Annotated in this window: 22 protein-coding genes and 1 pseudogene; 14 read left to right on the forward strand and 9 right to left on the reverse strand. The window is 39.8% G+C overall.

The window, feature by feature from the left end; genetic code table 11:
• Nucleotides 1–384: 384 nt before the first annotated feature.
• Nucleotides 385–738 (reverse strand): HesB/IscA family protein, encoded by a 354-nt coding sequence (locus CKW03_RS03285; RefSeq protein WP_093100865.1) that lies wholly within the window; start codon nucleotides 736–738, stop codon nucleotides 385–387.
• Nucleotides 739–1,096: 358 nt separating this feature from the next.
• On the opposite strand from CKW03_RS03285, the gene CKW03_RS03290 reads away from it, so the two are divergent.
• From CKW03_RS03290 to purE, 9 genes are all read left to right on the forward strand, one after another.
• Nucleotides 1,097–2,368: a serine hydroxymethyltransferase gene (locus tag CKW03_RS03290; protein ID WP_093100772.1), complete on the forward strand. Its 1,272-nt coding sequence runs from the start codon at nucleotides 1,097–1,099 to the stop codon at nucleotides 2,366–2,368.
• A gap of 235 nt (nucleotides 2,369–2,603) precedes the next feature.
• Complete coding sequence (locus CKW03_RS03295; RefSeq protein WP_093100770.1) at nucleotides 2,604–3,194, forward strand: RNA polymerase sigma factor; 591 nt, start codon at nucleotides 2,604–2,606, stop codon at nucleotides 3,192–3,194.
• Nucleotides 3,195–3,537: 343 nt separating this feature from the next.
• Nucleotides 3,538–4,221, forward strand: coding sequence for a zinc metallopeptidase (locus CKW03_RS03300; protein ID WP_093100768.1), 684 nt, complete (start codon nucleotides 3,538–3,540; stop codon nucleotides 4,219–4,221).
• A 209-nt stretch (nucleotides 4,222–4,430) separates the two neighbouring features.
• Nucleotides 4,431–5,060, forward strand: a complete 630-nt coding sequence (locus CKW03_RS03305; protein ID WP_139185523.1) for a hypothetical protein — start codon at nucleotides 4,431–4,433, stop codon at nucleotides 5,058–5,060.
• A 516-nt stretch (nucleotides 5,061–5,576) separates the two neighbouring features.
• The gene (gene ffh, locus CKW03_RS03310) at nucleotides 5,577–6,920 is read left to right on the forward strand and encodes a signal recognition particle protein (RefSeq protein ID WP_093100765.1); all 1,344 of its coding nucleotides are present in this window, start codon (nucleotides 5,577–5,579) and stop codon (nucleotides 6,918–6,920) included.
• A 1,199-nt stretch (nucleotides 6,921–8,119) separates the two neighbouring features.
• On the forward strand, nucleotides 8,120–8,707 hold the full coding sequence (locus CKW03_RS03320; RefSeq protein WP_093100763.1) for an NADH-quinone oxidoreductase subunit A: 588 nt from the start codon (nucleotides 8,120–8,122) through the stop codon (nucleotides 8,705–8,707).
• The gene (locus CKW03_RS03325; RefSeq protein WP_093100762.1) at nucleotides 8,704–9,216 is read left to right on the forward strand and encodes an NADH-quinone oxidoreductase subunit B; all 513 of its coding nucleotides are present in this window, start codon (nucleotides 8,704–8,706) and stop codon (nucleotides 9,214–9,216) included. Before CKW03_RS03320 ends, CKW03_RS03325 begins: the two co-directional genes overlap by 4 nt.
• A gap of 8 nt (nucleotides 9,217–9,224) precedes the next feature.
• Nucleotides 9,225–10,367, forward strand: a complete 1,143-nt coding sequence (locus CKW03_RS03330; RefSeq protein WP_093100760.1) for a 5-(carboxyamino)imidazole ribonucleotide synthase — start codon at nucleotides 9,225–9,227, stop codon at nucleotides 10,365–10,367.
• An 18-nt stretch (nucleotides 10,368–10,385) separates the two neighbouring features.
• A complete protein-coding gene (purE, locus tag CKW03_RS03335) occupies nucleotides 10,386–10,886 on the forward strand; it encodes a 5-(carboxyamino)imidazole ribonucleotide mutase (protein ID WP_093100759.1) in 501 nt (166 codons plus the stop codon).
• Nucleotides 10,887–10,939: 53 nt separating this feature from the next.
• Here the strand turns inward: purE and CKW03_RS03340 are convergent, their stop codons facing one another.
• From CKW03_RS03340 to bshA, 4 genes are all read right to left on the reverse strand, one after another.
• Nucleotides 10,940–11,935: a sugar phosphate isomerase/epimerase family protein gene (locus CKW03_RS03340; protein WP_093100757.1), complete on the reverse strand. Its 996-nt coding sequence runs from the start codon at nucleotides 11,933–11,935 to the stop codon at nucleotides 10,940–10,942.
• A 98-nt stretch (nucleotides 11,936–12,033) separates the two neighbouring features.
• On the reverse strand, nucleotides 12,034–12,597 hold the full coding sequence (frr, locus tag CKW03_RS03345) for a ribosome recycling factor (protein WP_093100755.1): 564 nt from the start codon (nucleotides 12,595–12,597) through the stop codon (nucleotides 12,034–12,036).
• A 27-nt stretch (nucleotides 12,598–12,624) separates the two neighbouring features.
• The gene (gene pyrH / locus CKW03_RS03350; RefSeq protein ID WP_093100754.1) at nucleotides 12,625–13,329 is read right to left on the reverse strand and encodes a UMP kinase; all 705 of its coding nucleotides are present in this window, start codon (nucleotides 13,327–13,329) and stop codon (nucleotides 12,625–12,627) included.
• Nucleotides 13,330–13,383: 54 nt separating this feature from the next.
• Entirely contained in the window at nucleotides 13,384–14,532 is a 1,149-nt protein-coding gene (gene bshA / locus CKW03_RS03355; protein ID WP_093100752.1) for an N-acetyl-alpha-D-glucosaminyl L-malate synthase BshA, read from the reverse strand.
• 123 nt (nucleotides 14,533–14,655) lie between these two features.
• On the opposite strand from bshA, the pseudogene arfB reads away from it, so the two are divergent.
• From arfB to CKW03_RS03375, 4 genes and pseudogenes are all read left to right on the forward strand, one after another.
• Nucleotides 14,656–15,036 (forward strand): annotated as a pseudogene (gene arfB, locus CKW03_RS03360) (alternative ribosome rescue aminoacyl-tRNA hydrolase ArfB); the annotation flags it as partial.
• A gap of 717 nt (nucleotides 15,037–15,753) precedes the next feature.
• Nucleotides 15,754–16,125 carry a BlaI/MecI/CopY family transcriptional regulator gene (locus CKW03_RS03365; RefSeq protein ID WP_093100749.1) on the forward strand — a complete coding sequence of 124 codons (372 nt, stop codon included), beginning with the start codon at nucleotides 15,754–15,756 and terminating at the stop codon, nucleotides 16,123–16,125.
• A 205-nt stretch (nucleotides 16,126–16,330) separates the two neighbouring features.
• Nucleotides 16,331–17,464: a M56 family metallopeptidase gene (locus CKW03_RS03370; RefSeq protein WP_169918973.1), complete on the forward strand. Its 1,134-nt coding sequence runs from the start codon at nucleotides 16,331–16,333 to the stop codon at nucleotides 17,462–17,464.
• Between the two features lie 58 nt (nucleotides 17,465–17,522).
• The gene (locus tag CKW03_RS03375) at nucleotides 17,523–18,179 is read left to right on the forward strand and encodes a hypothetical protein (RefSeq protein WP_093100746.1); all 657 of its coding nucleotides are present in this window, start codon (nucleotides 17,523–17,525) and stop codon (nucleotides 18,177–18,179) included.
• Nucleotides 18,180–18,412: 233 nt separating this feature from the next.
• Here CKW03_RS03375 and CKW03_RS03380 read toward each other — a convergent pair whose 3' ends face one another.
• The 3 genes from CKW03_RS03380 to CKW03_RS03390 form a co-directional block, all read right to left on the reverse strand.
• The gene (locus tag CKW03_RS03380) at nucleotides 18,413–19,096 is read right to left on the reverse strand and encodes a phosphoribosylaminoimidazolesuccinocarboxamide synthase (RefSeq protein WP_093100744.1); all 684 of its coding nucleotides are present in this window, start codon (nucleotides 19,094–19,096) and stop codon (nucleotides 18,413–18,415) included.
• A 72-nt stretch (nucleotides 19,097–19,168) separates the two neighbouring features.
• Entirely contained in the window at nucleotides 19,169–19,444 is a 276-nt protein-coding gene (locus CKW03_RS03385; protein WP_093100743.1) for a chaperone modulator CbpM, read from the reverse strand.
• 3 nt (nucleotides 19,445–19,447) lie between these two features.
• Complete coding sequence (locus tag CKW03_RS03390) at nucleotides 19,448–20,395, reverse strand: DnaJ C-terminal domain-containing protein (protein WP_093100741.1); 948 nt, start codon at nucleotides 20,393–20,395, stop codon at nucleotides 19,448–19,450.
• A gap of 150 nt (nucleotides 20,396–20,545) precedes the next feature.
• Between CKW03_RS03390 and CKW03_RS03395 the strand changes: the two genes are divergently transcribed.
• Nucleotides 20,546–21,100 (forward strand): ferritin, encoded by a 555-nt coding sequence (locus CKW03_RS03395; protein ID WP_093100739.1) that lies wholly within the window; start codon nucleotides 20,546–20,548, stop codon nucleotides 21,098–21,100.
• A 54-nt stretch (nucleotides 21,101–21,154) separates the two neighbouring features.
• Here CKW03_RS03395 and CKW03_RS03400 read toward each other — a convergent pair whose 3' ends face one another.
• Nucleotides 21,155–21,346, reverse strand: a complete 192-nt coding sequence (locus CKW03_RS03400) for a hypothetical protein (protein WP_093100738.1) — start codon at nucleotides 21,344–21,346, stop codon at nucleotides 21,155–21,157.
• Nucleotides 21,347–21,358: the final 12 nt, after the last annotated feature.

The raw sequence follows: 21,358 nt of genomic DNA on the forward strand, positions 1-21,358 counted from the left end.
GATATTCCCGACAACAAGGCATTCTATCCATGTGCGGGAGCTCGTGCGAAAAGCCACCTTAAATGGGCCAAAGCCTTTTGGTTACTTTTGGGCTCCAAAAGTAACAATGATTCTAAATCTTGTTTTTGTCTTAATTTAATGAAATTGCCCCATCGGGTTTGGAATATTTACAGAAGAATCAATAGGGATTTATTTGCCTTTCCGGCATTATCATGCTATTGGGATTAGCATAAAAAAAGGCTTCGCCAAAAAAGACAGTTTGAATAGTTTTGCTGCGCAGGCGTGTAAAAATTAAACAACAGATTTTTGGGTATTCTCGCTAGCGTTGTTTCAATACTGACTGTCGATGTACAAGGCGAAACCTTTTAACGGCAATAGTTTTCTTTATGCAGAGAAGCTGCTTCCGCAGCCGCAGGTGCTGGATGCATTCGGATTATTAAAGGTGAATCCTCTCGCATCTAGACCGTTTTTAAAGTCAATCTCCATACCCGCTAAATATAGCCCATGAGCTTTGTTCATAAAGACGCGCATACCCTGAATATTATATTCAGTATCGCCATCTTTGATTTGGTCAAATCCCAAAATGTAGCTCATCCCTGAACAACCACCACCTTCTACGCCAATGCGCAATCCAAAATCAGCACCAATTTCTTGTTGGTCGATCAGTTTGTTAAGTTCGTTTAGTGCACCTTCGGTAAAAGTTACCGGAGCTACAGCTGTCAAATTATCTGAAGCCATATTAATTTCCTCTGAATTTATAGCCACAAAAATACATAATTTTCGGTTTCCTTTTAAATATGCAACCTGATTATGACAATCGGCAAACACAGAGCAGATTGCCAATGAAGGGCAATTGTCAGCGGGATAATTGGCCATTTAACCAATTAGGGGGGCTAGGAAATAATATCGTAAACCTGTGGCCGTTTTAAGTAGGAGGGGTTCGACAGTCCTTTATTCAATTGAGAAAAAACTTAACAAAATGGCAATCCTTAAAAATCATTGGAGAAATTTAGGTAATTATAAGTCCAATTCTTTGTAATTATCTATATTTGCAACAAATTTGAAATTTTAATACCCCCCAATAAAAAATAGCAATATGGAAAGAGATCAATCCATTTTTAATCTAATTGCCGAGGAGCTAAAACGCCAAGAAGAAGGTATTGAGCTTATCGCTTCAGAAAACTTTGTGAGCAAGCAGGTTATGGAAGCTGCTGGTTCTGTTTTGACCAATAAATATGCAGAAGGACTTCCAGGAAAACGTTATTACGGCGGTTGTGAAGTTGTGGATAAAATTGAAACAATTGCCCTCGACCGTGCAAAAGAATTATTTGGCGCTGAATGGGTGAACGTACAACCTCACTCTGGTGCACAAGCTAATGCGGCCGTTTTCCTTGCCATCTTAAAACCTGGTGATAAAATCCTAGGATTCGATCTTAGCCATGGTGGTCACTTGACTCATGGTTCTCCAGCAAACTTCTCCGGTAAACTTTACCAACCATTGTTCTATGGTGTAAAAGAAGATACTGGTCTTATCGACTACGAACAATTAGAAGAAACTGCTCGTCGTGAAAAACCAAAAGTAATTATCTGTGGTGCGTCGGCTTATTCTCGTGACTGGGATTACGCGCGTATCCGTAAGGTAGCTGATGAAATCGGTGCACTAGTAGTAGCTGACGTTTCTCACCCTGCTGGTTTGATCGCTCGCGGATTATTGAACGATCCAATTCCTCACTGTCATATCGTAACAACCACTACCCACAAAACACTTCGTGGCCCTCGTGGTGGTATGATCATGGTCGGTAAGGATTTCGAAAACCCTTGGGGCATCAAAACGCCTAAAGGTGAAACCCGCACGATCACTCAATTATTAGACCTAGCGGTATTCCCTGGTACACAAGGTGGTCCTTTGGAGCATACTATTGCTGCAAAAGCGATTGCTTACGGTGAAGCCCTGTCTGATGATTACTTAACATACATCAAACAAGTAAAAACAAATGCTGCTGCATTAGCGCAGTTCTTTGTAGAGAGAGATTATAAGATTATCTCTGGCGGTACTGACAACCATTTAATGTTGGTAGACCTTAGAAATAAAGATATCTCTGGTAAAGATGCAGAAGCTGTTTTAGGATTAGCTGGTATCACAACCAACAAAAATATGGTTCCTTTCGATTCTCGCTCACCATTCGTTACCTCAGGGGTTCGTTTCGGTACTGCAGCAATTACGACACGTGGAATCAAAGAAAACGAAATCATTCAAATCGGTGAGTTGATCGACGAAGCATTGAACAACCGTTCAGACAATGCAGCACTAGATCGTATCCACGGAAAAGTAAAAGAAATGATGGCTCAATTTCCTTTGTATAAGTAATTGAGTAAAAAATAACATTCAGATGGCTCTAAAGGATAACTTTGGAGCCATTTTTGTTATTAGGATTTAATGTGAAGAAATGTTAAAATACCAATGCATTTTTTGATTAATCGGAAATTTTAATTCTCTTTGAACTAATAACATTAAACAAATCGCTTATCGAAACACTACTACGCTTAAACTAAAATATTACAAAGACATAGAAAACTCTTACATCATTTGTGGAGGCATAATTATGAAACTATTGAATAAGAAAAGTGACCAGGAACTGGTACAAGCGTATGTTAAAGGCGAAGAAAGAGCCTTGCAAGTACTATTAGAGCGTTATAAAACGAAAATCTATACCTCGATCTACCATCAGGTTAAAGATCAATACTTAGCTGAAGATATTTTCCAAGAGACTTTTATCAAAGTGATCAATACCCTTAAAGCTGGTAGATACAATGATGAAGGTAAGTTCTTGCCTTGGGTCATGCGCATTGCCCATAACATGGTCATCGACCATTTCAGGAAAGAGAAAAGAGCACCGAACGTAGTCAATAACGATGGTTTCGATATTTTTGAAATCCTGCAATTCTCGGACGATAGTGTTGAAATGAAGATGGTAAAAGATCAACGAGATGTAGATCTTAAAAAAATCATCCAATTGCTTCCAGACGATCAAAAAGAAGTGTTGATCATGCGTCTATTCTGCGATATGAGTTTTAAAGATATTGCCGATATCACTGAAGTGAGCATCAATACGGCCTTGGGTAGGATGCGGTATGCCTTGAGCAACTTGAGGAAAATGATCGAAGAAAACAACATGATGTTTCAATTAGGATAATAATAGGATCAAGATAAATTTCAAATAGGCCTGCAATTTTTGCAGGCCTATTTTTTTGTCATGATGTCATGGATTCGGGCTTGACTTTATTCGAGACATATTCCGAATTTCAGCAATGTGTCTCGAATGAGACCCGAATCAGGTCAAGAAGAATCTTGCGGACTTTTGAAGATCGGAAATTCATTTTTATTTTAACTTTTGGGTAAGTTTTCTGTCACTTTGTCCTTTTTGTGTACATTTCGACTTGTTTTCGTGGTAATTTTTTATTTCTTTGTTGTAAAAGGTCTATTGGAATTAGATTTGATAGGTTAATAGAAAATAGAATAATAAGATATTATAAGATATGTATTGGATAATTTTTATCGGAATCATGGTAGTGAGCTGGATAGTTCAGTTTACTTTCAGAAATAAGTTCAAGAAATACTCGGAGATGCCACTGTCTTCAGGGCTTTCTGGAGCGGAGATAGCACAGAAGATGCTAAATGAGAATGGAATCAGTGATGTACAGGTTATTTCTGTAGAAGGACAATTGACAGACCACTACAACCCTGCACACAGAACGGTTAACTTAAGTCCTGATGTTTATCATGGACGTTCGGTTGCAGCTGCTGCCGTTGCTGCCCACGAATGTGGCCACGCGGTTCAACATGCGACTGCCTATTCTTGGTTGCAGTTCCGTTCTGCTATGGTGCCAATTGTAAGTGTTGCCTCTAAGTTGACCACTTGGGTGCTGATGATCGGGGTAATTATGATGGCATTCTCTGGTAATGTGTATGTGTTGGCCATTGGTGTTGCTGCGCTTGCGTTGACTACCTTGTTCAGCTTTGTCACCTTACCTGTGGAATTTGATGCTTCAAACCGCGCTTTGGCTTGGTTGAATGCTTCCAATATCACCCATAGCACCGAAGAGCATGATGGTGCAAAAGATGCATTGAAATGGGCTGCTATGACCTATGTGGTTGCTGCGCTTTCAGCTTTGGTTACATTATTGTACTACGCATCTCTATTGTTCGGTAGAAGAGACTAAGGTTTATTAAACCATAACAAAGAAAGCCTTGATTGAAAAATCAGGGCTTTCTTTGTTATATGTCCTTCTGATGAATAGCAATGATCTGGAAAAAAAAATCAAGAAAAATAATTCCTTACAGTTAAACTTTTTTCATAAATTTCAGTCAGTATCTCTAGTGAAACTTCCAGGAAAAGTTCCACTTAAAAACTAATTTAATTGCTAATCATATGAAAAAGTTGCTGTTTACTGTGCTGTGCATGTGTTTTATTTTTGCAGGCTATGCGCAGAATGATGTTCTGACCTTGCGCGTGGATTCTGCTGGAAATACGATCTGGAAAAAGGAAGCCGAAATTTTTGAGATCCCAACTTTAAAGTTAAATGCCAGCGGTAAATTTGTTTGGCAAAAGGCCTATGAGACCGATCTAAGTCCGGAAGAAGTTTTTATGCGGATAAATGCCACAGGCTATATAAAGGACCATTTCCGAAATGGGAATCAATTCTCAGGCCGATTGGTGAATGTGACTCCAAATTACGAGAATGAAAGAAAATATGTGAGCACTAGGACACAAAAATTAGAATTGTCCGTCATTAATGCTGGCTTTCTTTTAGAAGTGAAAGATGGTAAGTATGTCGTTACCCTTTCCAATATCATTCTCGAACGAGTAGCCGCCCATATCCAACAGACAAATTTAAATCCCAAGGGAGAGCTTTTTCCCATTGAAGGTTTGGCCTACCATAAAGGAAAGATAGGTCCTATGTTTTTGAAGTCTTATGGCGTGATTATCGATGATTCCTTTGATCAAGTGTTCCGTGATCTTTCTACTCAATTGAAGGATGCAAAGGCAAATGTGGAGTAAGGGGAGGTAGACATTAGACATAAGAATAAGGGATTTAGAGCCAGGGATGGGATTCGATTCCGCTCAGCCATCGAGTATCAGCGGAGTCGAGGTGTTCCCCGGAGTCGAGACCCGGCACAGGATTATCGTTGGTATTACATTCAACAATAAATTCACCAAAATTCGTAGGGGCGTATCGCATACGCCCGCCGCATGCATTTGAACCAGGATTGGATTCGACTGCGCTCACCCAACGAGGATTCGAGGATGGGCCAAGATCAGTCACCAGTTAGACCAAGATTATTATTCCGATGGAGCGGTGTCGTTAGGGAGAGCTTGGGGTACGGAAGATGCATCCTGTGCTTAGGTATTCTTATTCTCTTTTTACTTGAAAAATAAGGGATATTGAAGGCAAAATCTTAAATTAAAAAAGCAAAAAGCTATATTTGTAGGATTAAGTCAAATCAGGTTTATGCCTCAAGTTTTCAGTTTAAAACTGTTAACGGAACAAAGTATTGATTTTTAGAAAGTTAAAAGATGTTTTCAAATCTACAGGATAAATTAGACAGGGCCTTTAAGGTATTAAAGGGGCAAGGGAATATTACAGAGATCAACGTTGCGGAGACCATGAAAGAAATTCGCAAGGCATTATTGGATGCCGATGTGAATTACAAGACTGCCAAAACGTTTACCGATGACGTAAAGCAAAAAGCTTTAGGTGAGAATGTATTGACCAGTATCTCTCCAGGTCAGTTGTTGACCAAGATCATGAACGATGAGCTTACGGAGTTGATGGGCGGTACGGTAACCGAGCTTGAAATTACGAAGAACCCAACTATTATCCTGATTGCCGGTTTGAACGGTGCTGGTAAAACAACCTTCTCTGGTAAGCTTGCCAACTTCCTAAAAGCATCTAAGGGCAAAAAACCTTTATTGGTTGCGGGTGACGTTTATCGTCCTGCGGCGATCGATCAATTGGAGGTATTGGGACAACAAGTTGGGGTTCCAGTTTATGTTGATCGTGAATCAACAGATCCAATCGGAATCGCTGTTGCCGGTGTTGAAGAAGCGAAACGCAATGGTCAAAATGTGGTTATCATCGATACTGCAGGTCGTTTGGCGATTGATGAAGCTTTGATGAAAGAGATCACCGCAGTTAAGGATGCAACTCAGCCACATGAGATCTTGTTCGTTGTGGATTCCATGACGGGTCAAGATGCGGTGAATACAGCGAAAGCTTTCAACGACCGTTTAGACTTCACCGGTGTGGTATTGACCAAATTAGATGGTGATACCCGTGGTGGTGCTGCTCTTTCCATTAAATCTGTGGTAAACAAACCGATCAAGTTTATCGGTACCGGCGAGAAAATGGAAGCATTGGATGTTTTCCACCCTGATCGTATGGCTTCCCGTATCTTAGGTATGGGTGACGTGGTTTCCTTGGTAGAGCGTGCTCAACAACAATTTGACGAGAAACAAGCAGCGGAACTTCAAAAGAAAATCCGTAAAAATAAATTTGATTTCAACGACTTCAAATCCCAGATCCAACAGATCAAGAAAATGGGTAATATGAAGGATTTGATGGGAATGATTCCGGGGGTAGGTAAAGCGATCAAGGATGTTGAGATCGATGATGATGCATTCAAACCGATTGAAGCCATTATTGATTCCATGACTCCATTTGAACGTGAGAATCCTGATGCAATCGATCCTAAGAGAAGAAACAGAATTGCGAAAGGATCTGGAACGAGCCTTGATGAGGTAAACAAACTGATGAAGCAGTTCTCGGATATGCGTAAAGTAATGAAACAGATGTCTAATCCTGGTATGGCTGCTAAGATGATGCGCAATATGCCAAAGATGCCTGGAAAACCATTCTAGGCTCAATAAAAGATATAGAAAGAGGTTGCAGATTGTTTTGCAACCTCTTTTTTTTGTGGGGAAAAGTGGGAGTGGGATTGAGGATTGATGTTTGTTTAAATTGTGAACCCCTGGAAGGGGTGACATCTTTGTAGATCCAAGGGGTTCTTCATGGAGAATCCACAGCGTGGGTGAAATATTTTTCTATACCCTTTTCTTGTCACCCTGAGGGCCTGCCCGAAGGGTCTCGGAATGTTCCACAATCATTTGAAATGGTTTTCTCATCTTACGATTTCGAAATGACAAAATCTTCCTAAAAAAAACAAAAATAGATTCTTCGCTACGCTCTGATCTCTCTCAGGAGACTTCCAATTCTGAACGATTAGTGAAGCATCTGTACAATTATTCTCCTGTAAATAATGTCATCCTTAACCGAAGGTTAAGGAACTGTACGGCAGTTCAAAAAATGATTTTTTTATTTTTGGATGTTTGCATTTTCCCGAGATTCTTCCTTCGTCAGAATGACACCGGGAAAAACTTATTTTTTGCGATGAACTGCCCCATCGTGGGTGACACATTTTTCTATTCCCTTTTCGTGTCACCCTGAGGGCACCGCCGAAGGGTCTCGGAACTATCCTTTCTTTGAAATAGTTTTCTCATCTTACGATTTCGATGACAAAATCTTCCTAAAAAAACAAAAATAGATTTTTCGCTGCGCTCTGAATCCTTCCCAAACGCAATTCCAATTCTGAACGATTAGTGAAGAATCTGTACGTAAATGCCCCGTAACGATCTTGTCATCATCCATCGAAGATGGATGACCTGTTCGCCAAGACCAATGAAGACCTGTTCGCCAATACCAATATGGATTGAATAGTTCCGGGATCCTTCCTGCGTCAGGAAGACAAGGGAAATGGAAAAATAAATATATAGGTGATAGGCATTCCGCCAATAATCTTGGCCCGTCCTCCTATCCCGGTTGGCGAGCGGAGCCGAGCCACATCCTGGTTCATTCCCCGTTCTTGGCCCATCCTCTAATCCTTAGCATCTTGGTTCAAATCAAAATCTTGGTCCATCCTCTCATCCTTGCCATCCTGGTTCAAAAGAAAAGGATCGATATTTTGAATAATGGGGGGCTATTTTGTAAATTAGTGTACATTGATTAGCCAAGAAAGCTAAAATCCTATAAAACGAATTGAATTAATTGTTAATTTTGCAACATGGACGACCCCGGGCAGATATCGGAATATGGTAAGATACTCTTAATGGCTATCATTGGTATCGTATTGGTTTGTGCCACCATGTTCCTAGCTCGAATCTTGTCGCCGAAAAATCCTAATCCTATTAAATTAAGTACTTATGAGTGTGGTGAGGAAACCACAGGGACTTCTTGGGTACAGTTTAATCCGCGATTTTATGTGATTGCATTAGTATTCCTGCTGTTTGATGTGGAACTAATCTTTATTTTTCCATGGGCCACGGTGTTCGGGAATGCTGAACTCAATGCCATTGATCCGAGATGGGGCTGGTTTACTTTGGTTGAAATGGCAATTTTCTTAGCTGTTCTAATCGTAGGCTTGCTCTATGTTTGGAAAAGTGGTGATATCAGTTGGATCAAGCCTAGGCATGTGAAACCTACCGTTGCGGTGGGCATTCCGGCTTCTGCTTATGAGCAATTGAATGCACAGAATTATGTGGTAAAGGATTATAAGGAACAGGAGATTGAGGAAGTCTTGGCAGAGAAAGCAGCCTCTCCAGTAAAAATGGGATTCAAGCCTAAGTTTAAGAAACCAAGTTCAGAATCATGAGTTTAGACCAACAATTGCAACAAAATAATGGGGTAATCATCGCAAAGATGGATGACCTCTTAAATTGGGCTAGGTTATCCTCGATGTGGCCGATCAGTTTTGGTATTGCTTGCTGTGCCATTGAAATGATGGGCGCAATGGCGGCGACTTATGATTTGGATAGGTTAGGGGTATTCCCAAGGCCTTCGCCTAGGCAATCTGATGTAATGATCATTGCTGGAACGGTGACCTTTAAGATGGCAGATCGAATCAAGAAGCTCTATGAGCAGATGCCTGATCCGAAATATGTTATCTCGATGGGTTCATGTTCCAATTGTGGCGGTCCTTATTGGCAGCATGGCTACCATGTGGTCAAAGGAGTTGATAAAATCATTCCTGTGGATGTATATGTGCAAGGTTGTCCTCCAAGACCTGAAGCACTTATCGGTGCATTTTTAGAATTACAGAAAAAAATAGAACAACAGTCTTTGCTGAAAGGGGATATTTTCCCGGTGGAAGTAGAGCAATAAAATAATTTATGGCAAAAGATTTTTATGGTGACTTGCGCCTTGGAATTTTAGGCGGAGGCCAGTTAGGTCGCATGCTTATCCAAGAAGCAATAAACTTTAATGTTAACATTCATGTTTTGGACCCGGATCCAAATGCTCCTTGCAAGAAATTGTGCAATCAATTTGAGGTAGGTTCGCTTGCTGATTTTGATACCGTATACAATTTCGGTAAGGATTTGGATATGGTAACGATTGAGATTGAGAAGGTGAATGTGGATGCGCTAGAAGCATTGGAAGAAGAAGGCGTTATGGTTTATCCGCAGTCTAGAGTGATCAGGTTGATTCAGGATAAAGGTTTGCAGAAGCAATTCTTTAAGCAAAATGATATCCCGACATCGGCATTCCAATTTATTTCCAATAAAGAAGGTTTGGCAAATTGCCAGATTGCATTGCCCTATATCCAAAAATTGCGTAAAGACGGTTATGATGGAAAAGGCGTGAAGAAAATTAGCACTCAAGCTGATTTTGAGACGGCATTTGATGCGCCGAGTATTGTAGAGGAGTTGGTTCCTTTTGAAAAGGAAATCGCTGTGATGGTAGCCCGCAATGATAAGGGAGAGATGATGACTTTTCCAATGGTAGAAATGGAATTCAATCCTCAGGTCAACTTGGTAGAGTTCCTAATTTCGCCTTCAACCTATTCTTTCGATATACAGATGAAAGCGGAAAGCATTGCGATGAAAATCGCGAATGACCTACAGATCGTTGGGGTATTGGCAGTGGAGATGTTCTTGACGGCCGATGGAGATATTCTGGTTAATGAATTGGCGCCAAGACCGCATAATTCTGGTCACCAAACTATTGAAGGCAACTATACTTCCCAATTTGGACAGCATTTAAGGGCTATCTTTAATTTACCATTGGGAAATACTGCTTCTAGAGCAAATGCCATTATGGTCAATCTATTGGGTGAGCCAGGTTATGAAGGGCTGGCAAGGTACGAAGGTATCGAGGAGGCTTTGGGCATTGAAGGGGTATATGTACATTTGTACGGTAAAAAATATACAAAACCTTTCCGCAAGATGGGACATGTGACGATTGTGAATCAGGATCGCGCAATCGCTATCGAAAACGCGAGAAAAGTTCAGGAATTGATCAAAGTAATTGCATAATTTTTTATTCAGATAATAATGGAAAACGCAAAAGTAGCTGTAATCATGGGCAGCAAGTCAGACTTGCCAGTGATGCAGGATGCCATTGAGGTTTTAAAATATTTAGGGGTATCGTATGAAGTGAGCATCGTCTCGGCGCACCGTACTCCAAAACGTATGTTTGATTTTGCTGAACAAGCAGCAGGTCGTGGATTAAAGGTTATCATTGCTGGAGCAGGTGGAGCTGCGCATTTACCGGGCATGGTTGCTTCCATTACCCATTTGCCTGTAATCGGCGTTCCGGTTAAGTCATCTAACTCGATTGACGGCTGGGATTCGGTGCTATCTATCTTGCAGATGCCGAATGGTATTCCAGTGGCTACAGTGGCTTTAAATGCAGCAAAAAACGCTGGTATTCTTGCCGCTCAGATCTTGGCGACCAGTGATGAGCAGTTGGCAGCCAGAATTTTGGATTTCAAGAAAGAATTGAAGGAAAAAGTAGAAGAAAATGCGGAAGAGGTAGAACGCTTGGTGTTTTAGTCTTCTTTTGAAAAGAAATAGAAAGGGCGGAATTTATTTCCGCCCTTTTCTTGTTATTTGAATGTCTTTTGAACATAATCGTAGCTCTTCTTGATGCTAGCGTATTTATCAGGTGAATAGATATCATCCTGTTCTACGAAAGCATATTTCAATCCACTTTCATTGGCGAACTGTGAAAGTGAAATAAAGTCGATGCTACCGGATCCCACCTCGGCATATTTGATGCTTTTCATGGTTTCCATCAAGTCCAAAGAATCTCTCTTACCTGTTTTAGGATCAATTTTGTTGATCTCTAAAGGCGTGGAGAACGCTCTATCCATGTCCTTGATGTGCCATAATGGGAAGCGACCTGGGTGTTTAGAGAAATAAGATTGTGGGGTAACACCAGCTTTGGTGATCCAGTACATATCCAATTCAAAATCCACGAGGTCCTTTTCTGTAAATGCCAGGAGGACATCCAGGCCATTGGTTCCATTTCCGAATTCCTTGAATTCCCAGAAGTGGTTGTGGTAGCCCATTTTGATGCCTGCTTTTTTGGACATTTCGCCGGCTTTGTTCAGCTGTTCGGCCATGTACTGATAGTCAGATTGATCAAGTTTATTCAACTTGTGCATAGGCGGGACAGGAGCAATGATATATTCCTGGCCTAGGTTATGCGCGATTTCGATGTATTTCTCAATGTTTTCTTTGTCAGTACTATCCTTATCTAGGTATTTACCTAGATCGTAGTGACCACTGTGGGTTTTCAGGTTATTGTCGTTCAGCATCTTTTTGAGTTCGTCAACCGAAATTCCCCAGAATGTACTATTGTGCGGATCAGCACCGTAAGTTTCGACATGGGTATAGCCGACCTTAGCAACTGATTTTAATACTTCTTGAGGGTTTTGGGCGAGTAGTTCGCGAAGAGTGAATAACTGTAAACCGATGTTTTTAAGTGGAGAGCCTGATTTTTTGTTCAAGCTATCACAAGAAATCAAATGAGGAGCAACAAGACCACCAACTAATCCCATGCTCGCAAGCTTGAGGAAATTTCTTCTTGATTGTGTCATGCAGAATGTTTTTATTAAATGAATATAGGTAAATTTTTAATAAAAAAAGGATTCTTAATTTAAGAATCCTTTTAAGAATATTCTTTTAAAAGATCGACTTAGATCGTCATGATATCTTTTTCTTTCAACTCAGCTAACTGGTCAACTTTTGCGATATAGGTATCGGTCAATTTTTGGACTTCAGCTTCACCTACCTTGATTTCATCTTCAGAAGCACCGTCATTTTTCAATTTCTTGATTTGCTCGTTAGAATCTTTACGGATGTTACGGATAGCAACACGGCCTTTTTCTGTTTCTTCTTTCACTTTCTTCACTAAATCACGACGACGTTCTTCAGTAAGTGGAGGAACCGCAAGGCGGATGATTGAACCGTCGTTTTGAGGGTTCAAACCGATGTTAGAGTCCATGATTGCCTTCTCGATAGTAGAAAGAAGGTTTTTTTCCCATGGTTGTACAACGATGGTTCTTGCATCTGGTGTGTTTATGTTGCTGACTTGTGATAGAGGCGTTGGCGTGCCGTAGTAATCAACATAAATTCCATCAAGCATACCAGGACTAGCTTTACCTGCACGAATCTTGGTTAATTCAGATTCGGTATGAGCTACAGCTTTCGTCATACCATCTTTGCAGTCGTCCAGTTGAAGTGAAATTAATTCGTTCATATCTTGATTATTATTTGCTTTTATTTATTAACTAACCACTGTTCCAACATGTTCGCCATTGGCAAGTTTCATTAAGTTGCCCGGTTTGTTCATGTCGAAAACGATAATAGGTAGGTTGTTTTCTTGGCAAAGGGTAAATGCGGTCATATCCATTACGTTCAATCCTTTTTCATAGACATCAGTAAAGGTAATATGGTCGAATTTCTTCGCGGTAGGATCCTTCTCAGGGTCTGCAGTATAGATACCGTCTACACGCGTACCTTTAAGTACGGCGTCAGCATTGATTTCAATAGCACGTAGAGAAGCAGCAGTATCTGTGGTGAAGTATGGGTTACCTGTACCTGCACCGAAGATTACGATACGACCTTTTTCTAAGTGACGTACAGCACGTCTGCGAATAAATGGTTCACAGATCTGTTCCATCTTGATCGCTGTCAATAGGCGGGTTTTCATGCCTTCTTTTTCTAAGGCATCTTGTAATGCCATCGAATTGATTACGGTTGCCAACATTCCCATGTAATCTGCTTGTACACGGTCCATACCAGCTTTTTCAGCGCTAAGGCCACGATAGATGTTTCCTCCACCGATTACGATGGCGATTTCCATGCCTAAGCTATGAAGTTCCTGAATGTCTTGTGCGTATTGTTGAACACGATTAATGTCGATACCGTAGCTTTGCTCGCCCATTAAAGCTTCGCCACTAAGTTTAAGTAGGATGCGTTTGTATTTCATATTTGACTTTTTGGAGTAGTTCCAAAAGCCAAAGATATGACTTTTTGCTTGCGATTAATTAGATTTATTTCCTTTTTTTACCTTTTCGATTACCTGTGAATAAAATTCCTCGTAAATAGGGACGATTTTGCTCAGCTCAAAGTCCTTGGCTCGCTGTAATGCATTCTCCTTAAATTCATTCAGACGTTGGCAGTCCTCTAGGATATAGATGGAGTTTTTCGCCATATCATCAATATCACCTACATCGCTCAAGAATCCACTGAAACCTTCTTTGTTCAGTTCTGGCAATCCACCTGTATTGGAGGAAACCACAGGAACCTTACAAGCCATGGCCTCCAAAGCTGCCAATCCGAAGCTCTCTGAACCTGATGGCATCAAGAATAGGTCGGCAATGGAAAGGATTTCTTCAATCGCATCCTGTTTTCCTAAGAAACGGATACAATCAGTAATATCCAATTCCCTTGCTAATTCTTCTGCATTTCTACGTTCTGGACCATCACCCACCATTAAAAGTTTGCTAGGTACTTTTTGGGTTACTTTATGGAATATGCGAACTACATCTTCAACGCGTTTAACTTTCCTGAAATTGGAAGTATGCACGATGATGCGCTCTTGGTTTGGGGCAATTGCTTTTTTGAAGTGTTCGTGGTTCTTATTATGGAATCTATGTAGATCGATAAAGTTTGGAATGACCTTGATATCATTTGTAATATCGAAATAATCTAAGGTTTGTTCTCTTAAATTTTCAGAAACTGTGGTTACCCCATCTGATTTATTGATGGAGAAGGTAACGACTGGGCTAAAGCTTTTGTCTTTACCAACCAAAGTTATATCGGTTCCATGCAGTGTGGTCACTACAGGGATATTGATGCCGTAAGTTTCAAGAATTTGTTTTGCTAAGAAAGCGACAGAGGCATGTGGGATTGCGTAATGCACATGTAGAAGGTCCAACCCTTCGAAACGTACGACATCCACCAATTTGCTGGCCAATGCTGTTTCGTAAGGAGGAAAATCAAATAGTGGATATTGGTTGATCGCTACTTCATGATAGAATAAGTTCTCGGAGAAAAAATCTAATCTTGCAGGTTGGCTATAAGTGATAAAATGTACCTGATGTCCGTTGTTTGCTAATGCTTTACCCAGTTCGGTTGCGACTACACCACTTCCCCCAAAGGTTGGATAACATACAATGCCTATCTTCATATTACTGTTTTTCGTTTCTTAAAGATAATAATGTCTCTATATAAGTCTTGTAAAATTTTTCACGGAAAGGGAAAAATTGTAATTTTATTACAAATGCATGTAAATAAAGAACAGTTAATACAGGAATTGAGTTTTAAAACTTCGCGTTCCGGAGGTAAGGGGGGACAGAACGTCAATAAGGTATCGTCGAAGGTGATGTTGAATTGGGATGTGGAGAATTCATCGGTTTTTGACGAGGATCAGAAGGCTTTGATCAAGGAGCGATTGGCGAATAGGATTTCCAAGGAAGGCCTGTTGCAATTGGATTCCAGTATTGACCGAAGCCAGTTGAAGAATAAGGAATTGGTGATCGAGCGTTTTTTTAATGTATTAACCGATGCATTGAAGGTAGATGCCAAACGTCTGCCAACAAGGACCCCAAAATCTGTGATTTTGAATCGATTGGACCGCAAGAAAAAACAAGCTTCGAAAAAAGCTGACCGACAATGGAGGTTTGAAGGATAAGAGGATGGTACAAGATTTGGTTTTGAACCAGGATTCCCTTCGGCGCCGCTGAGGGTACGGGATGGGAGGATAGACCAAGATCTGGTTTTATACCAGGATTTAAAAGATTCGAGGATAGACCATGATTATGGTCAAATGTCGCTGGAAAGCCCTCGATACTGTAGGGGCGTATCGAATACGCCCGCCCCATACAAACAAGAATTAATATAATTTTCTGATTAAAGAAATACCTCTATTTTCAAATTTTCATGCGTGCAATTTCTACAACTCAAACCCACAGCGTGGGTGGAATATTTATAGAATTTGGATGTTTGGAATGGACAACCCCTAGCGGGGGTGAAATATTTTTCAATAAATCTTTCTGAAGAAAGAAAATAGTTTCCTCATCTTACGATTAAGGAATGAAATCAATCCTTAAAAAATAAAAAATAGATTCTTCGTTTCACTCTGAATCCCTCTTTAGCTGTCGGTTTGATCTTGGTCCGTCAAGTGGGTGAGCGGAGTCGAACCCAATCCCATTCATCCTGGTTCAAATTTCCTGATACATTTTTCCTTAATAACAAATCTCTCTTAAAAATAAACCTATTGATATACAGATTAATAGATGTATATTTTACCATATAACTAACAATTTAGTTGTATAACTAAAAATTTAGTTATACATTAGTTTTATAATCGATTATAGGCAATATTGTCTTTTTAAATTTTCACAGAATAATGAACGAGTTAAAAGAACTAACAAAGGCGGAGGAGCAAATCATGCACAGTCTATGGGAAATAGGGGGTGGATTTGTGAAGGATATCATTGAAATTTTGCCTGAACCGAAGCCAGCTTATAATACAGTATCAACCATTGTACGGATTCTCGAGACCAAGGGTTTTGTGGATCATGAGTCTTTTGGGAAGAGCCATCGCTATTTTCCAAAGATTGAAAAAGAAGAGTATAAGAAATTAATAACCGGAAAACTCTTACAAGGTTATTTTGAGAATTCTGCGAGTTCAATGCTTTCTTTCTTCTTGGAAGAGAAAAAGCTGGATGTGCAGGATTTGGATGAAATCATGAAACTTATTCAGAAGCATAAGAAATAAAATTGAAGCTATGACCTATCTCCTGATATCAAATCTGTCTTTAGCACTGTTCTTCCTTATTTATCGATATGGATTGAGGAAGCTGACTTTCTTTAATTTAAACCGTTGGTATTTATTGGGCAGTGTCCTAATGGCCTATCTATTGCCTTTGTTTCTCTTTGTTGAGTTGCAAGTCCCTGAAATAATCCAGATTACACTTCCAGTATTGGATTTGACTCCTAAGGCTGCACAGGTAAATCCTGCTGCAATTGAAACGATGGCTCAACAACCGAGCTGGTTTTCTGCCAATTGGATGCTGCTGGGCTACTGGCTTGGCGTGCTGATTGCCTCAGGTCTTTTGTTGTACAGGGTCTTGCATTTGCTTGTGGACAGATGGTCTGTTAGAAATATACATGGGAGCTATTCGTTTTTTAACATCGTTAAACTGAATGTAAAGAATGAGGATAGCAAAATGATTCAGGAGCATGAATACATTCATGTAAAACAAGGGCATAGTTATGATATTATGTTTATGGAGATAATCAGGGTTTTTAACTGGTTCAATCCAAGTTTAATCTGGATAAGGGAAGAGCTTAAGTATCAGCATGAGTTTATCGTGGACGAGCAATTTTCAGGAAATAAGGTTGCTTATGCGGAACTGTTGGTTGCTTATGCGATGAATGTCCATCCGAATCAATTGAGTCATGAGTTTTCCAATAAATCACTTTTAAAGGAAAGAATTAATATGATTTTTAAAGATAAATCTAATACGAGAAATAGACTGTTTTACCTTTCTATATTGCCGTTAGCAGTGCTGATTTTGGGATTGGTGATTAATTGCAAATCGCCAAATAAGGAAAAAACTGAAAGTGAAGCTGTAATTGCAGAGAGTCCAACTACTGAAGCCTCGGGCGATAGCACTGTAATTATTGAAGAAGAACCAAAGGTTTCCAATAACATTGAAGGATCTCCAAAAAAGTTTGAGAAAGCTAGAGGATCTTTACCTTCGGCCTCTGGACAGCAAACCGAAAATGAGATTTTTGATTATAAAAAGGTAGAGATTAAGCCTACCTATCCAGGAGGGATCGATCAATTTAGAAAAGACGTTCTGGAGGCATATCAATTTCCACAAGCCGCCATTGATGCAGGTATAAGAGGAACAATTGAATTAAGCTTTGTTATTGATAAAGAAGGAAAAATTGGTGATATAAAACTAATTAAAGACTTGAGTTATGGAACAGGGCAGGCAGGAGTTTTGGCTATAAAATCTGCTAAGGATTGGAAGCCGGGTATAGTGAATGGTAAACCAGTACCAGTAAAATATACTCTACCAATTAGGATGGATCTTTCTCAAATGTAAAAAAAATCCTTCTAAGTATTCTATAAATAACTTAATAACAGATTTCCATTTAATTTTTATGGCGTTGATTTTTAGGGCTTTCATCAAGTTCCTACTGGGGATTCTTTTGCTTGTACTTTTTTCATGCAAAACACAGGAATTTACGAAGACTGGCTATTTCACGGCTGAGGTTGATAAGTATTTCAATGAGAAAGAAAAAGTAAATGTATGGCTCTATCGTGCTTTTCAACCAAGTGATACGGGAAATACGGGGCTGAGGAAAGATAGCTTTTATCCCCTTGATCGAAGAATGATGAAAATGGCTGGCTTAGGGAAAAAGGGAGATAAGGTCTTGTTTTCGGTTGTCCCAGAAACAAATCCTCTGTATAATATGATTGCCATCAAACATAAAAAGAAAAGGTTTGATAGGGCAGATTTTGTCAGGAAAGAATATTATAAGGCTCCCTATTATGAAAAGGATTATTCCTCAGAAGGGATGGACATTAAGCATGTCTATATTCCATATGCGGAAAAAGAAGGGTTGAGCCTGTTGTTTTATGCATTAGAAGTGGAAGGCAGCCCTAAGGATAAGCCGTTGGATAAGTTTGAATACTTGGCGAAAATCAATGCCTTGGAACTGTTTGAGCAAAAAGATTATAAAACGACTTGGCAGATATTTGATTGTGAGGATGGAGAAAGGAAAATTGGACGATACATCCCGATGCGGATTTACTAAAGGATCGGGAAACGATCTATTTAAAATTATTTGACATCTACGGTCCAAATAAGACCATTTCTTTTTTCAAACTGATCAAAAAGAATGATGTAAAAGAGATTCAATTGAAATTATGCCCGAATGAGTATGTGCTGGAATATTATGACGAGCAGGGTGTGATATTGGATAAAAGTGGCTTTAAAGTGTTTTAATTAGATTAGAAAGGTCCTTCTGGGAAGAAGGACCTTTGTTTTTTAGGAAAGAAACAACTTTTCAAGTTCCAATGGAGCGACATATTTGCCATCCTTGTAAACTCTCATGTTTCCTCCGGAAATTTCGTCGATCAGGATAATCTGATTGTTGGTTTTATCATGACCGAATTCTAATTTGATATCGTATAGTTCAAGACCTTTTTTTGCAAGTTCATCTTTAACGATGCCACAGATTTTTTTGGTCAAGTCTTTTAATTCTTGATATTGTTGATGGCTCAACAAGCCCAACATAGCTAAGGCATCTTCGGAAATAACAGGATCGCCGCGTTCATCGTCTTTTATGGTTACTTCGACAAAGCTTTCCAACGCTTGGCCTTCTTCGCAGTAAGCCGCATATCTTCTAAGAAAGGAACCAACGGCTCTATATCGGCAGATAACCTCCAAACCTTTACCAAATACTTTAGCATCCTTGACGATCATCTGTACTTTCTCGATGTCTGATGAAATAAAGTGGGTAGGCACTCCTAATTTATTCAGGACTTCGAAGAAATAAGTGGTCATTTTAAGGCCAGATCTTCCGGCACCTTCGATCGTTAATCCCACTGTATTTGCTCCAGGATCAAAAACGCCGTTTTCACCGGTCACATCGTCTTTGAACTGCAATAGGATTTGGTTATCACCCAGACTATAAACGTCTTTTGTTTTTCCTTGATAGATTTTTTCCATGATGGTTTCAGTTAATTGAGGCGAATTTATCAAAAATTGATAGAGATGCCTAAATTATCCTTAAAAAGTCCCTTACTTTTCTAGTTTTAAAAGTCGCAATTCACGTTGCAGTTCTTCAATTTTATCGATCAGGTTATTGACTACCTCTATGCCTTGAACATTGAGTTCGAGTTCATAATGCCAGGTAGAGAAACGTTCAACGTGCAGCACCTGTTCTTCTTCCAGAAACTCCTGTTCTTCTTGGATGATAATCTCAATAAGTCCGTTATTATGCAGTTCCTGGATAAAGGTGCGTTCAATATTATTGGTTTTGCAGATGTCGATTACTCTAAATAATGTCTTTTCCATGTCTTATTTCTTTAATGAATCCGCTAATTGTTCTACTATTTTCTTTTGATCCTCGGATAGGTCAGTTGGTAACTTCACCTGGATTTCTGCATATAGGTCGCCAAAGTCCCCATCTTTTTTATACACAGGGAATCCTTTTCCTTTGAGTCGGATCTTTCCGCCGTTTTGGGTTCCTGCTTTAATCTTAACGTTGATTTTTCCGGTTAAGGTATCGACTATAGTCTCGCCACCTAATAGGGCGGTTGGCAGGTCGATTTCAATATTGGTATAGAGGTCGTTTCCCTTCCGTACGAACTTCGAATCAGGTCTGATGGAAAAAGTGATGTACAGGTCGCCTTTAGGGCCGCCATTGACGCCATCGCCACCTTGGCCTTTTAGTTTGATCTTCTGTCCGTCTTCAACTCCAGCAGGCACTGTGATACGGATGTTCTTGCCGTTGACCGTAAAGGTTTGCTTATGGGTTTGAGAGGCTTGGAGCAGGGTTAGATCAACTGTGGTTTCATAGTCCTGTCCACGGTAGCTTCCTCGTTTTCCAGAAGATCTTCCACCGCCAAATCTAGAGCCAAATAGGTCTTCGAAGAAATCAGAATATTCGCCAGTGTCGTAATTTCCATTGTAATTATTGAAGTCAAATCCTTCAAAAGGATTTTGGCCAGCTCCTGCTGAACTGCCACGAGAGCCTCTGGAACGGGCATACTCCTGTTGGGCTTTTTCGTATTCCTCACCATGTTTCCAGTTTTCACCATATTGGTCGTATTTTTTCCTTTTCTCTGGATCGGTCAGTACTTCGTTGGCCTCGTTTATTTCCTGGAATCTTTTCTTTGCACTTTCGTCATTTGGATTTAAGTCAGGATGGAACTTTCGAGCCAGCTTCCGGTAAGCTTTTTTGATGTCATCTTGACTTGCGGATTTATCCAATCCTAATACACTGTAATAGTCTACAAACGCCATATTGAATATTAATTTAAAAAAAGAACAAGTAGAGTAGGGTTTTGTTTATTAATAGCCTTTCTCAAATTTACAATGTATATGTGTAAAAGTAAAGGGAGAAAAGGTAAACAAAGTGGGATATGAAGTGTTAAAAGATAAAAAGGAATTATTATGGATACCAATAGACTTTCAAAAGCGATGGAAGCATCGTTGATTAAACAAATGACAAAAGAAAACCAAGCATCTCAGATTTATTTGGCTTTGGGTTGTTGGGCAGATACGAAAGGTTATGGCGGTGTTGCGAATTTCTTGTTTCGCCATGCTCAGGAAGAAAGAAACCACATGATCAAGATCATGATGTATATTCTTGAAAGAGGAGGGACACCAAAAGTTGAGGCGGTTGCCGAGCATACGAAGCTGCCTAAATCCATGTCTGAATGTTTTAATATGGTTTTTCAGCATGAGGTGGATAATACAAATGCCATCTATGGATTGGTAAACCAATCGATGGAGGAAAAGGATTGGGCGACTTGGAACTTTGCACAGTGGTTTGTTAAAGAACAGACCGAAGAAGAGAAATTAGCAATGTCCTTGATTGATAAATTGAAGATCGCTGGTGGTGATCGCGCAACGGACGAGTCTCTTTTTGAACTGGATAAATACTTAGGAAATGCTCCTGATGATGTGCCGTTGGCAAGAGAATCGACGGCAGACAATCCGGAATAACAATATTTGGCGAATAGCTGAAAATGAAAGGGCAGATAATTTTCTGCCCTTTTCTTATTTATTGATTAACTGCAAGGAATCATGCCATTCCATTGGAGTTTCCATTTTTTGATGGACAGAAAATGTGTTTTTTTCATTGTCTTTGTCAGAGACTTTCTCTTGATCAACATGGATCAATGATTGGAGAAATGGATTTATTGCGATCAAGAGCATGCTGATAAACTTGAACAGGATATTGAAAAACATAGTTTCTCCTTT

Source organism: Sphingobacterium mizutaii, assembly GCF_900187125.1.
Lineage (GTDB): Bacteria > Bacteroidota > Bacteroidia > Sphingobacteriales > Sphingobacteriaceae > Sphingobacterium > Sphingobacterium mizutaii.